This is a genomic window from Neorhizobium tunisiense, assembly GCF_039631515.1.
GTDB lineage: Bacteria > Pseudomonadota > Alphaproteobacteria > Rhizobiales > Rhizobiaceae > Neorhizobium.
This window is the reverse complement of the sequence record NZ_JBDIUU010000003.1, coordinates 70,893-84,174: the sequence shown is the minus strand read 5'-3', so window position 1 is coordinate 84,174 and position 13,282 is coordinate 70,893. Positions and strand designations below refer to the sequence as shown.

Sequence of the window (13,282 nt, the reverse complement as noted above, 5' to 3'; positions counted from 1 at the left end):
TTACTCCGATTGCAGAAAACACCCGGAGAGCCGCATGACGTCACCGACCACGCCCGAGAACCCGCTGAGCGACACGGCCGTCGAGATGTCGGAAGCCGCGCTGACGGAGTTCGAATGGTCGCTCTGGCGAATCTCCGCCGCCTTCCTGCGCTGGCAGGCGGAATGCTCCAGCGAACTCGCCGGCGCGGGCCTCAGCGGCCTCGACACCGCCATCCTGCACACGATCCGCTATCGCAACAAGCCGAAAGGGCTTGGCGAAATCTCCCGCCTGCTTGGCCGCGACGACACCGCCAACATTCAATACGCCATCAAGAAGCTGCAGACCCTGCAGCTGATCGAACGCGTCAAAGGACGGTCGCGCAAGGACACGCTCTACACGCCGACCCGCAAGGGCACCAAGCTCACCCAGGATTACCGGGCTCTGCGGCGGCATCTGCTGATTTCGCTGATCCAGAAGATGGACCATGCGGAAGAGGGACTTGGCGGGGCGACGGAAATGCTGGAACTGTTGACGAGCTTCTACGACACCGCCGCCCGGCGGGTGGCGAGCGGGTCTCATCCGGTCGAGCGTTCCTGAACGAGTGCCAGCACGCGCAACGGGCTGCCCGAACCGTTCTGGATTTTAAGCGGCGCCGCGACGATCATCGCGCCTGTCGGCGGCAACTGGTCGAGATTGGTGAGGCATTGCAGCCCGTAGCGGCCGGCGCCATGGAGGTAATGATGCGCCGGATAGGGTGGCGAAAAGTGCCCCGCCTGCCCGGCATCGGTGCCGATCGTTTCCGTCCCGAAGCCGATAATATCCCGTTCCGCGACAAGCCAGCGCATCACTTCCGCATCCGGCCCGGGCGTATGCGCGCCATCGGCCTGCAGGTTGGCATAGGCAGCGCCTGACTTCTTCGACCAGTCGGTGCGCAAAAATACCCAGGATCGCGCCGGAATGCGCCCGCGCTGCTCTTCCCAGGTCACGACATCGGCAACGCTCAGCAGGAAATCCGCATCCCCGGCCGCCTGCCGTGAACAATCGATCACGCAGGCCGGCGCGATCATGTCGGCCGGCGGCAGTGTATCGACGGAATTGAGCGGCAGATCGCGGCCCGTATACCAGTGGATCGGCGCATCGAAATGGGTGCCGGTATGCTCGCCGAAGGAGAGGTTGTTCCAATACCAGGCGGGCCCGCCGCCATCGTAGCGGGAGATCCTCTCCATGCGGAACGGCGCTGATTGCCCGAGTTCCGGCGGCATGACGATGACCGGAAAATCCGGCGACAGCGTGTGGGTGAGATCGACGACCCGGACTGCCCCGCTCGCCAAGGCTCCGGCGAATTTGCCCAGAATATCGCCGCTCATTGGCCAGCCTCCCGCTCGACGGCCTTCGGATTGTCGAACAGCCGCGCCTCGATATCCTTGGCGACATCGCCGACATAAATGTCTTCCAGCCCGCGCTTCAGCCCGTTGAGAACGGCATCGGCCACGGCCTTTGGCGCCACCTTCGGCGGCGGCACCGTCTGGAACCATTCGGTATCGAGCGGCCCGGTGAATGTGTTGATGACCCGGATACCGCCCGGCCTAAGCTCGGTGCGCAGCCATTGCGACAGCGACAGGCAGGCCGCATGCGCGGCGGAATGGACGCCGAACTGCGGCACATTGCTGAGCCCATGGACGGAGAGCACGTTGACCCAGGCAACGGCTCCAGCCGCACCATCGGCGCCGCGCGAACGCATCACCGGCCCAAAAGCCTGGGCAAGGCGCATCAGTCCCATCACGGTATGATCCATCGCCTCACACGCCGCATTGGCCGCTCCCGCGTCGAAAAGATGCGCGGGCCGGACATGATCGGCCGTGTTGACCAGGATCTCGACCTTGGCGCCGATATCCATCGCCAGCTCCTGCACGGAACGCTCGCTGGTCAGGTCCAGATCGACAAGTTCGATGCCCTCGATCGCCTCCAGCGACGCCTGCTGGTCAAAAGGCTTCCAGCGATCGGCGAGGCCTACGAAAATCTTCGCCGCTCCCCCTTTCCGAAGAGCCTGCGCCAGCGGCAATGCAACCGGGCAGCGTCCGTCGGTGATCAAAACCCGCCGATGCTTCGGATCGGCAGTCATTTCCCGCCATTGAGGATCGTCTTCCATGTGCGGCACCTCCGAAACGGGCTTGGCGAAGAACACGGCCTGTCCGGCCCGGTCCAGCTGCAGGGACAGTTTGAGCCGACTACCCGGCCCGCCGCAATCGCCGTGCAGATGCACAACGGCGACCGGCCCGCAATCGAGCTGAACCAGCCCCGTGCGCCAGGGCATATGCTCGCGGAAATAGGGGTCGCTGGTGACCTCGATCCGCGTTTCCGACAGCAGCGAACCGCCGGTCGGCGCGTCCCTGAACGTCAGGTCGGACGAAAGGCAGTTCGGGCAGGCCTCGCGTGCGGGATAGGTGTAGCGCCCGCATTCGCCGCAGCATTGCAGCAAGAAGCGGCCTGTCGCGGCAGCGAGCGTCAACCCATGCGCCTTGCGGCTGCGCGCTTGAGGCGGCAGCAGCGGCTGCGTGGTGCGGGCGAGCGGATTCTTTCGCTTCGGCTTGAGAAAGGGTCCGGTCATGATGCCCTCGCCAGAATGGCGGCCGCGGAAGCGAGCCCGCGGTCGTAGTTGATCATGCCGAAACCCGAAACCAGCCCGAGCTTCGCATCCTCGACCTGCCTGCCCTCCGCCGTCCCCAGAAGCTGGCGCATCGCTTCGGTAATCCCGAGATGCCCGCCGGCCGCCCCCGCCTGGCCGGCCGAAAGCTGGCCGCCGGACGTGTTGTGCGGAAAGGACCCGTCCACCGTGAACGTGTGCTGGCGCACGAAATCAGGCCCCTCGCCCTTGGCGCAGAAACCCAGATCCTCGAACTGCATCATCGAGATCACCGCATAATCGTCATACGTCTGGACAAAATCCACATCGCCTGGCGCCGAACCGGCCATTCCATATAGCTCGTCGCGATCGACCACCCAGCCGCCGCGCACCTGCACCGGATCCTCGGCAAACGCATTGTGCCGCTCGATGGCCGACAGCAGCCGGACGAAGGGAAGCCCCAGCGAAATGGCCGTCTCCTCCCGCATCACCAGAAAGGCCTCCGCGCCGGCGCAGGGCATGACGCAATCGAACAGATGGAACGGTTCGGCGATCGCCCGCGCCGACATATATTGCTCCAGTGTCAATGGCTTCTTCATCAGCGCATTGGGATTGCGCAACGCGTTGTCGCGCTGGGCGACGCAGAGCTTGCCGAAATCCTCACGCGTCGCGCCGTAGCGGTCCATGTAGTGGCGCGCGATCAACGCGAAACTCGCATTGGGGCCACCCGCGCCATAGGGATAGGAAGCATCCTGTGCGAAGCGGGAGAAGTTGGCGAGCGTCTTGCGGAAGGTATCGACTTGATTGGTGTCGGCCGCGACGCAGGCGACGATATCGGCGTCACCCGCCTGCACCGCCCGCGCCGCCCGACGGAGCGAGACGATACCCGCAGCCCCACCCATCGGCACGTGGTCGATATGGCGCGGCGACAACCCGAAGTGCTGGGTCAGGCCAACCGCGACATCCGGCCCCATCGTGAAGCTAGCGACCGAAAAACCATCGAAATCCCGATGGCTGATGCCAGCGCCTTCCGCCAGAGCCCTCAGTGCCTTGCCCATCCACCAATGCGCGGTCTCTATGGAATAGCGCTTGTAGGGAACCGTCACCGGAACCGCCAGAACGACGCCATCATAGGATTGCCGCGCGCGGGGAGAAACCATCAGGCCACCGTCAGCTTGACATCGACATTGCCCCGCGTCGCGTTGGAATAGGGGCAGCGCTCATGCGCACCGGCAACGATCTCTTCTGCGACTGCTCGCTCTATGCCGGGCAAGGACGCCACGAGTTCGACCGCCAGTGCGTAGCCGACCGGCACCGGGCCGATGCCGACCTTGGCGGTGATCGAAACATCATCCGGCAACGCGATCTTGCTGGTGCGCGCCACCAGCTTCACCGCGCCGAGAAAACAGGCCGCATAACCGGCCGCGAAAAGCTGCTCCGGATTGGTTCCCTCGCCACCCGGACCGCCGAGCCCTTTCGGCACCGACAGATTGACGGCAAAGCTGCCGTCCGTGCTCTGCGCTTTCCCTTCCCGGCCGCCGTGCGCGGTAACGGACGTCTCGTAAAGGATCTTTTCCGGGGTCATACATGTCTCCATATCATGATTTAAGCTGTGATTTATTGTATAACAGAAGCAACAGAGAACCGTAAGAGAATTCAGCCCGACTTGCGGATCGATGTCTTCAGCTTCCTGAGATCGATCGCCGAACCATCCTCGACCGCCTTCGCCGCCATCGTCTTGATCTCGCCGCGCAGCAATTTCTGGGTCGAACTCACCGGCAGTCTGTCGATAAAGACCACGTAGCCAGGAAGTTTGTGGTAGGCGATATGGGCGCCGGCCGCCTCGATGATCCGCTTCGCCTTTTCGGCCGGTTCGCCCACTCCGGCGGTCTCGCTTTCGACGATGAAGGCGAAAACCTCCTCGCCGCGCAGATCGTCCGGCACTGGCGTTACCGCAGATGCCTTGACCGCCGGATCCTTGGCAAGGGCTGCTTCCACCTCCAGCACGGCGATGTTCTCTCCGCTGCGCCGCACGATGCTCTTCTTGCGGTCGAAGAAATAGAGGAGCCCCTTCTCGTCGGCATAAACGACGTCGCCGGTGTGGAACCAGCCGCCTTCCCACGCCTCCTCGGTCGCCTTTTCGTCGTTAAGGTAGCCGCTGAAGAAGCCGTCTCGCGGATTCGGCCCCTTGGCGCGAACCAGCAATTCGCCCGGCTTGCCGAGCTCCGCGTCATTCCCCGCATCATCGACGATCCGAAAATCCATGCCGGCACGCGGCCGGCCGATGCAGCGCAGGCCTGGCGTATAGTCATCCGCCGCTGTGGTGGTCACGGCTCTGCCGCCGGTCTCGGTCATCGCCCAGGCTTCAACGATCGGGATGCCGTAACGCGCCTCGAACTCGATCTTGTGGCGCGCATCGACGCCCGGTCCCAGCGCGAATTTTACCCTGTGTGCCCGTTCCGCTTCGACAGCCGAGAGCTGCAGCAGGATCGCGGGGATGACGCCGAGACAGTGAATGATCGTCGCGCCGGAATCGGCGATCGATGCCCACCAGCTGCTCGAATGGAACCGGTCGAGCGGCACGATCGCACCACCCTTCATGATCATGCCGACCGCCGTGCAGCCGAGCGCATTCATGTGGAACATCGGCAGCGGCGTCAGCGCTACTTCGGCTCCCTCGCCCATTTCGGCGATGCCGCCCTGCGTCGTGTACCATTCGGCGATGCCGATGAAATAGATGTTCGAAAGAATACAGCCCTTCGGCTTGCCGGTGCTGCCGGAGGTGAACAGCAGCGCGCATTCGGCATCCGGACCGCCGGGTCGTGCCTCGCGGGTTTCGGGCGAAGGCGGAATGTTGTCGCCTGCAGCGATCACCGTCACCTTGCCGGGCGAGATGGCCCGCAGATCATCCAGCCGCTCGCGGATAACCACCATCAATGGGGCTTCGGCCATGTCGAGCTGGAACAGCAACTCGTCGCGGCGCAGATCGGGATTGATCGGCACGATCGAGACGCCGATCGCGTTCAGCGCCAGCCAGTAGTCGAAGAACTCCGGGCGGTTTTCGAGGAGGAGCGCTACGCGGGCTCCGATCCCGTATCCTGCCGCCACGAACTTCTGCTTCAGAAGACCGACGCGAGCGAAAACCTCGCCATAGCTATAGCGAAAGCCTTCCGGCGCATAAGGCAGTTTGGCGCTGGCCGGCGCAATCAGCATCGGCGCATCGGGGCTTTTCAGCGCCTGGTTTTCGAATAGGAGATAGGGAGAATGCATCGTCCTGTCCTTATGCCCGTTCCAGGATGCCCTTGATCAGGAACATTTCTGCCTCGTGGATCGTGCCGAACTGGATCCACTCCGCATCCGTCTGCGTCTCCAGCCGCCAGGTCAGCAGCGTCACCACGCACTTATCCGGCGCCATGCGAAGCAGTTCGCCCGGGATGACCCGGGACATGTTGCGGAACTGCATGGCGTCCTTGGCCGCGCCGACTTCGTAGTCCACCTGGAAGCGGGGCCGGTCGACATGGAGCCGCACGAATGTCTGTTTTCCCGTGAAGGTCGAGGTGCCGGCGAAGAGACCCGGCTCGACCTCCGTGCGGTTGAGGCTGCCCCACGCCCACTGGCCCTGTTTCAGCCCGTCCGACATCAGCTCGAAGGCGACCGCCGCTGGGCGCTCCACCATAATGCTGCTGGAATGACAATGCGGATCGATCATGAGCGTCCCTCTTTCAGCTGCGCTGGGCGTCATTTCTCTAAAAGACATTTTAAGCATAAAATAATTGGAAAGGACGTCAACGGATTTTTGTGTGCTCGGCCTTCGGCTGCCGCTTTGGCAATCGGCGCTCGTCGCGTTCTCAACCTGCAGGCTGAGAAAACCCCTGCATTTCCGGCCTTCCACACGCAGAAGTCGACAGGTTTCTCAATTTCTGACGATCGGAAATTTTAGGCTTGAAGTAATTTATACCTCGTTCTACGATCCTCTCAATTGTTAAGGGGACGACCGCAAAAAGCGGCATCGAAAATCAAGAGAAGCCCCTGGCAGGATTGCAGGCTTGCGTTTCACCAACCGCCGCAGGTCCGTCGGTCACGATCGACGGGCAAACCAGAGGGATCGTCATGACTTTTGAAATCGACCGCAGAAATCTCCTGCAGATGCTCGGCCTTGCCGCGGTCAGCGGCTCCGTGCTCTCGCAGGCCAACTTCGCCTTCGCCCAGGGCACCGACAGCGTCACCATCGGCTGGCCGTCCGACGTGCCGTCCTGGGACCCGAACCTGCGCTTCGTTCCGGATGCGCAGCCGCTCTTCAAGATGGTCTTCGACCAGCCGCTCGACCAGTCGCCGGACCTGAAGCTGATCGGCAATCTCATCACCAAGTGGGAGCTGAAGCCGGATGGCCTTTCGATGCCGTTCGAGATCCGCAGCGACGTGAAGTTCCATAACGGCGATCCGATGACGATGGAGGACTTCAAATATACCTTCGTCGATCGCATCAAATCCGGCCTGAAGCTCGACATCGCCAATTCCTGGCGCACGCTTACCGACATCGAAATCCTCTCGCCGACTTCAGGCGTCATGAAGTTCTCCGCCCCGACTCCGACCGCGCCGCAGTGGCTTGCCTTCCTCGGCAGCTATCTGGTGCCGAAGAAATATATCGAATCCGTCGGCCCGGAAGAATTCGCCAAGAAGCCGGTCGGCACCGGCCCCTATAAGCTCGTCGACTATCAGATGAACTCCCGCATCGTGCTGGAGCGCAACGACGACTATTTCGGCACCAAACCGAAGATCAAGCGCGTCACCATCGACATCATCAAGGACCCGTCGGCGCGCACCGCTGCCATCCAGTCCGGCCAGGTGGACCTGACCGTCAACATTCCGGTCCGTGAAGCCGAACGTCTCGGCAAGACCGAGGGCCTGACCGCCGAGATCAACCCGTTCACCCGCCTGATCCTTCTGCAGATGCGCAACGACCTGGGCTTTACGGACAAGGCCGTCCGTCTTGCCGCCCACCATGCGATCGACAAGGCAGCGCTTTCCAAGGCGTTTTATGGCGGTGCCGCAGTGCCGCTCTCGATTCCGGCAACCCCCGGCACGCCGGGCTACCTGCCCGACTATAAGTTCCCCTACGACCCGGAACTGTCGAAGAAGCTTTTGGCCGACGCGGGTTACACCGCGGACAAGCCCGCAACCTTCAAACTCGCCGCGACCAACGGCCAGTTCCCGAGCGACTTCGATATCGCCCGTGCCCTGGTGCAGATGTGGCAAAAGGTCGGCCTCAAGGTCGAACTCGAACAGATCGAATATTCGAAATATTTCGAGCTCAACCGCGGCGGCAAGCTGCCGGAAGCGACCCTCTACAGCTTCGACAACGCCACCGGCGACCCGGAAATCTTCTCCGGTTATCTGATGAACCCGAAAATGCCGTTCGGCGCCTGGAAGGGTCCGGAGATCGGTGAGAAGATCCTCAAGCTCTTCGTCGAGCCGGTCTATGAGAAGCGCATCGCCGGATATAAGGCCGTCGCGCAGGAGGCTGTCGAAACGGGCGCCAATATTCCGATCCTGCAGAGCGTTCAGACGCTGGTCAAAAAGAAGAGCCTCAACTACGTCAAATACGGCAATGCCTGGGTCCTGGGCAGCACCATGTCCTGGTCCTGATACCGGCTGACGTCACCATCCAGGGGTCCGGGCACGTCCGGACCCATTCCTTCACATCGTCATACGGGGCATGCGCATGATTGCGACCATTGCCAAGCTCTTGGTAAAGCGTGTCCTCACCGCGATACCGATCCTGCTGCTTGTTTCTGCGCTTCTCTTCTGCATCCTGCGCATCCTGCCGGTCGATCCCGCTGCAATGTCGCTGCCGCCCAATGCGACGGTCCAGGAAGTCGAGGCGATGCGCACGGAAATGGGGCTCAACCTTCCGCTCTATCAGCAGTATGGCATCTGGCTGAACAAGCTCTTCCATGGCGATATCGGCCGCTCCATCCATTTCCGTCAGGATGTGACGAGCCTGATCGGCTCAACCTTGCCCGCCACCATCGAGCTTGCCGTCATCGCCATGATGGTTGCCACCGTCTTCGGCCTCGCGGGCGGTCTCTTCCTCTTTTATGTCCGCGGCACCCGCGCCGAAGCGGTGATGGATTTCGTCTCCATCCTGCTGCTCTCGCTTCCCGAATTTCTCTGGAGCCTGTTCCTGCTCCTCATATTCGGCGTCTTTTTCGAGGTCCTGCCCTTCACCGGGCGGCTGAGCCCCGGTTTCGAGCGCCCACTCGTCACCGGTTTCCTGCTGCTCGACAGCCTGATCACCGGCAATATCCCGACATTCTCCAATGCGCTCCAGCACATGATCCTGCCGTGCCTCGCACTCGGCATCGCCTTGTCCCCCTCTCTTATGCGCGTGCTGCGCTCGAGCCTGCTCGATGCCTACCAGGACGACTACATCCAGCAGGCGCGCCTGCGCGGGCTTTCCGAAAAGCGCATCCTGATCTGCCACGGCCTGAAGAACGCCATCCTGCCGACGCTCAGCCTGATGGGCGTGCAGTTCGGCTTCCTGTTCGGCGGCACGCTGCTGGTCGAAATCATCTATTCCTATCCGGGCATGGGCAACCTGATGGTCGATGCGATCCGCAACGCGGACCTGCCGATCATCCAGGGCGCGGGGCTTACCTATTGTGTCGCCGTTCTGGTGATCAGCATCGTGGTCGACAGCCTCTATCTGATCCTCAACCCCAAACTGAGGGTGCGCTGACATGCTGCAATATACGAAGGGGCGACCGCTTCCACTCTGGCTGAAATCCGGCCGCGTCCAGACAGGCCTTGTGATCATCTTCATTCTGGCCGTCTGCGCAATCTTCGCACCCTATCTGGCGCCCAACGATCCGAACGAACAGAACCTGCTGTCGATCCTGACCCCGCCCGTCTGGGCCGACGGCGGCGATGCGATGTTTCCGCTCGGCACCGACAGCCTCGGCCGCTGCGTCCTGTCCCGCCTGATTTTTGGCGCCCGCGTGGCGCTCACAGTGGCGTTTACAGCCTCAATCGGCGCGATGATCATCGGCGCCTTTTTCGCCCATGTCGCCGGTTATTTCGGCGGCTGGGTCGATTGGGTGATCGGCCGTATCGTCGAAATCTGGCTCTCCTTCCCGCCGGTCATTCTGTCCCTGATCCTGATGGTTGGCCTCGGCACCGGACTGCGCAACGTCGTACTCGCCATCATCCTTGTCGACTGGACCCGTTTCTGTCGCGTACTGCGAAGCGAAGTCATCGTCCTGCGCCGACGAGACTACGTCTCTGCCGCGCAACTCATCGGCTTTTCCCACTGGCGCACCATCACCCGCGAAATCCTGCCTGGAACCCTGCCGCTGCTGATCACGCTGATGAGCCTCGAAATGGGCGTCGCCATCATCGTCGAGGCGATCCTCTCCTTCGTCGGCATGAGCGTCGGCTCGGAAACGGCCGCATGGGGCCAGATGATCGCCGATGCGCGCCAGAACATCTACGAAGCGCCGTTCAACCTGATCGCGCCGATCTTCGCGATCTTCTTCGCGGTCTTCGGTTTCAATATCCTGGGCGACGGCCTGCGCCGCACCCTCGACACGCGCCTGACCCAGACGGAGCGCACCTGACATGGCCATTCTTACCGCCCAAAATCCCATTCTTTCAGCAAGGAATCTCTGCGTTGAATCGGTAGGAGCCAAGGAGAGCTTCCCCGTCCTGACCGACCTCAACTTCTCCCTGGAGCCCGGCAAGATCCTCGGCCTGGTCGGCGAATCCGGGGCCGGCAAATCGATGATCGGCCGCACCATCTCGCAATATCTGCCGAAGGGTTTTGCGGTCACCAAAGGCACGCTCGCCTTCGACGGCGAAGACCTGGTGAGCATGCTGCCGGAACGACGCCGCAACCTTCTCGGCCGCGACATCGCCTTCATCCCGCAGGAACCGCTTTCCGGCCTCAACCCGGTGCTGACGGTCGGCCAGCAGATCAAGGAACATCTTCTGCGGATCGGCCTTGCCGCCGGCGAAAACTGGCGCGAGCGGGCTCTCAAGGAATTCGAATCCGTACATCTGCCGCATGGCGCGGCGCTGCTCGAAAAATACCCGCACCAGCTTTCCGGCGGCATGTGCCAGCGCATCCTGATCGCCATGGCCTTTGCCAGCCGCCCGCGACTGTTGATTGCCGACGAACCGACCACCGCGCTCGACGTGACGATCCAGGCCCGCATCGTCAAGCTGATCGCCGAAATGCAGAAACGCGACGGCACTGCGGTGATCTTCATCACCCATGACCTGCGCCTCGCTTCGCAGATCAGCGACGAGATCATGGTGCTCTATGCCGGCCGCCCGGCCGAGCGGGGCCCTGCCAAGCAGCTTTTCTCGTCCCCGGCGCATCCCTATACGCGTTGCCTGCAGCTGGCCAATCCGACCATCACGGGCCCGCGCCGCGGCCTCTTCATCCTGCCCGAACGAATGCCCGGCCTGCGGGTGCTGAAGGAGTTGAAGGGCTGCCGTTTCGCCTCGCGCTGTCCGAACGCGATCGAGGCCTGCACCCAGACCGAGCCGCCGCTTGCCGATATCGGCCCGAACCATATTGCCGCCTGCATTCGCACGGAAAAGACGCCGGACATCGTGCCGCCGCCGCTGGCGCCTGGCCGCGAGATCGCATCGGCCAGGATCCATCTCAATGGCGAGAAGCTGACCAAGGCCTACACGACCGCCTGGAGCCCGTTCGCCAAGCGCAGCAGCTTCAAGGCCGTCAACAGTGTCGATTTTTCACTCGGCGAGGGTGAGTTCGTCGGCATCGTCGGGGAAAGCGGCAGCGGCAAGAGTTCGCTCGCCCGCCTCGTCGTCGGCCTCGATACGCCGACAGATGGCAGGATCACGCTTGCCGGCCGCGACATCACCGCCAACGGCAATGCCGACCGGGCCTATCGCCGCGAATACATCCAGATGGTCTTCCAGGACCCGCAATCGGCGCTCAACCCGCGCCGGCGGATCGGCAGCATCGTCACCCAGGCGAACGAGGCGAGCGGGCTGCACAACAGCACCCGCGAACGTATGGACCGCGCCGCCGAACTCTTGAAGGAAATCGGCCTGCCGCCGGATGCGGCGATGCGCTTTCCCTCGCAGCTCTCGGGCGGACAGAAACAGCGCGTCAACATTGCCCGCGCGCTTTGCACCCTGCCGCGCATCCTGGTCGCCGACGAGATCGTCTCCGGCCTCGACGTTTCGGTGCAGGCCCAGCTTCTCGACCTTCTGCTGAAGCTTCGCGACGAACATGGCTTCTCGATGCTGTTCATCAGCCACGACCTTTCCGTCGTTCGTTATCTCTGCGACCGGGTGATGGTCATGTATCGCGGTGAAGTGGTGGAAAGCGGCCGAACGGAAACGGTATTTGCCGATCCGCAGCACGCCTATACCCGCAGCCTGCTCGCCGCCGTGCCGCCGGATGACGTCAACGCCGAATGGTCGCCGGTATTGGCGGAAGCCGGCTATCAGGTCGAGTGATGGCAATCGCCGGACGCAGATATTACAGCGGCCGGGATGTCAGCCGCGCCGTCACCATCGTCGACCTGCAGGCCATGACGCGCCGCCGCCTGCCGGCCTTCGTCGCGGAATATCTCGAGGGTGGCGCCGAAGACGAATGGACGCTTCGGCGCAACCGCGAAGTCTTCTCGGAAATCGAGTTTCGCCCCTCGACGCTGACCGGCGTCGGCACACCCGATCTTTCGACGACGATCTTCGGCCGAAAAATGCGGCTGCCCTTCATCATCGCACCGACCGGCTTCAACGGTCTGTTCCAGCATCAGGGAGATCGGCTGCTCGCGGAAGCCGCCGCCAAGGCCGGTGTGACCTTCACCCAGAGCACCGTCTCCAACATGCGGATCGAGGAACTTTCCAACATCCCCAACCTCTCCCACTGGATGCAGCTTTACGTCTTCCGCTCCCAGACCTTCATGGATGAGCTGGTCGGCCGCGCGGAAAGGGCCGGCTGCCAGGCGCTGATGGTGACGACCGACGCAGCCACCTTCGGCAACCGCGAATGGGACCGCCGCAATTATCGCTCCGGCATGGACCCGACCTTCCGCCACAAGCTGGATATTCTCTGCCACCCGCGTTGGGCATTGTCGGTCATGGCGCGCGGCATTCCGCCTTTCGGCAACCTTCTCGATTTCCTCCCCGCGGACCAGCAGACCTTCGCCCGCACGGCCATCTGGTCGCGCGAGCAGGTGGAGCCGGACCTTCACTGGAGCCACATCCGCCGCCTGCGGAAAATCTGGAAGCGCCCGCTGATCATCAAGGGCGTCATGACATTGCGCGATGCGGAACTGGCCGTCGATGCGGGTGCCGACGGCATCGTCATCAGCAATCACGGTGGCCGCCAGCTCGACGGCGCCCCCTCGCCGATCACCGTCCTGCCAAAGATCGCCAGCAAGCTGAAAGGCAGGATCACCATCCTCGCCGACAGCGGCTTTCGCCGCGGTACCGATATCGTCAAGGCCCTGGCGCTCGGCGCCGATGCGGTCATGACCGGCCGTGCGACACTCTATGGCCTCGCCGCCGGAGGTGAGGCGGGTGCCACCCGCGCCATCACCATCCTCGAAGAGGAAATCCGCCGCACCCTGGCGCTTCTCGGCTGCCGCTCGGTCGCGGATCTCGACCGCGACCATATCAAGCTCTGAGCAGCCTCA

Annotated in this window: 12 protein-coding genes; 6 read left to right on the top strand and 6 right to left on the bottom strand. The window is 62.8% G+C overall.

Annotation, left to right across the window (positions count from 1 at the left end):
- Nucleotides 1-34: 34 nt before the first annotated feature.
- Complete coding sequence (locus ABCW43_RS14570) at nucleotides 35-577, top strand: winged helix DNA-binding protein (protein WP_210013103.1); 543 nt, start codon at nucleotides 35-37, stop codon at nucleotides 575-577.
- Here the strand turns inward: ABCW43_RS14570 and ABCW43_RS14565 are convergent.
- The 6 genes from ABCW43_RS14565 to ABCW43_RS14540 all read right to left on the bottom strand — a co-directional run bounded on the left by ABCW43_RS14565 (nucleotide 556) and on the right by ABCW43_RS14540 (nucleotide 6,312).
- On the bottom strand, nucleotides 556-1,347 hold the full coding sequence (locus ABCW43_RS14565) for a cyclase family protein (protein ID WP_345925626.1): 792 nt from the start codon (nucleotides 1,345-1,347) through the stop codon (nucleotides 556-558). The two genes, ABCW43_RS14570 and ABCW43_RS14565, sit on opposite strands and share 22 nt — an antisense overlap.
- Complete coding sequence (locus ABCW43_RS14560) at nucleotides 1,344-2,588, bottom strand: SDR family NAD(P)-dependent oxidoreductase (protein WP_345925624.1); 1,245 nt, start codon at nucleotides 2,586-2,588, stop codon at nucleotides 1,344-1,346. Before ABCW43_RS14560 ends, ABCW43_RS14565 begins: the two co-directional genes overlap by 4 nt.
- Complete coding sequence (locus tag ABCW43_RS14555; protein ID WP_345925622.1) at nucleotides 2,585-3,763, bottom strand: thiolase family protein; 1,179 nt, start codon at nucleotides 3,761-3,763, stop codon at nucleotides 2,585-2,587. The genes ABCW43_RS14560 and ABCW43_RS14555 overlap by 4 nt, the downstream gene beginning before the upstream one ends.
- Nucleotides 3,763-4,188, bottom strand: coding sequence for an organic hydroperoxide resistance protein (locus tag ABCW43_RS14550; RefSeq protein WP_046631594.1), 426 nt, complete (start codon nucleotides 4,186-4,188; stop codon nucleotides 3,763-3,765). Before ABCW43_RS14550 ends, ABCW43_RS14555 begins: the two co-directional genes overlap by 1 nt.
- Before the next feature lie 71 nt (nucleotides 4,189-4,259).
- Complete coding sequence (locus ABCW43_RS14545) at nucleotides 4,260-5,873, bottom strand: AMP-binding protein (protein WP_345925618.1); 1,614 nt, start codon at nucleotides 5,871-5,873, stop codon at nucleotides 4,260-4,262.
- A gap of 10 nt (nucleotides 5,874-5,883) precedes the next feature.
- Nucleotides 5,884-6,312, bottom strand: a complete 429-nt coding sequence (locus tag ABCW43_RS14540; RefSeq protein ID WP_345925616.1) for a hypothetical protein — start codon at nucleotides 6,310-6,312, stop codon at nucleotides 5,884-5,886.
- 401 nt (nucleotides 6,313-6,713) lie between these two features.
- On the opposite strand from ABCW43_RS14540, the gene ABCW43_RS14535 reads away from it, so the two are divergent.
- The 5 genes from ABCW43_RS14535 (at nucleotide 6,714) to ABCW43_RS14515 (ending at nucleotide 13,273) form a co-directional block, all read left to right on the top strand.
- Nucleotides 6,714-8,249 (top strand): ABC transporter substrate-binding protein, encoded by a 1,536-nt coding sequence (locus ABCW43_RS14535; RefSeq protein WP_345925614.1) that lies wholly within the window; start codon nucleotides 6,714-6,716, stop codon nucleotides 8,247-8,249.
- A 76-nt stretch (nucleotides 8,250-8,325) separates the two neighbouring features.
- Nucleotides 8,326-9,342 (top strand): ABC transporter permease, encoded by a 1,017-nt coding sequence (locus ABCW43_RS14530; protein WP_345925612.1) that lies wholly within the window; start codon nucleotides 8,326-8,328, stop codon nucleotides 9,340-9,342.
- Nucleotide 9,343: 1 nt separating this feature from the next.
- Nucleotides 9,344-10,219: an ABC transporter permease gene (locus ABCW43_RS14525; protein ID WP_345925610.1), complete on the top strand. Its 876-nt coding sequence runs from the start codon at nucleotides 9,344-9,346 to the stop codon at nucleotides 10,217-10,219.
- Nucleotide 10,220: 1 nt separating this feature from the next.
- Nucleotides 10,221-12,098, top strand: a complete 1,878-nt coding sequence (locus ABCW43_RS14520) for a dipeptide ABC transporter ATP-binding protein (RefSeq protein ID WP_345925608.1) — start codon at nucleotides 10,221-10,223, stop codon at nucleotides 12,096-12,098.
- Entirely contained in the window at nucleotides 12,098-13,273 is a 1,176-nt protein-coding gene (locus ABCW43_RS14515; RefSeq protein ID WP_345925606.1) for an alpha-hydroxy acid oxidase, read from the top strand. Before ABCW43_RS14520 ends, ABCW43_RS14515 begins: the two co-directional genes overlap by 1 nt.
- The last annotated feature ends 9 nt before the right edge of the window (nucleotides 13,274-13,282 follow it).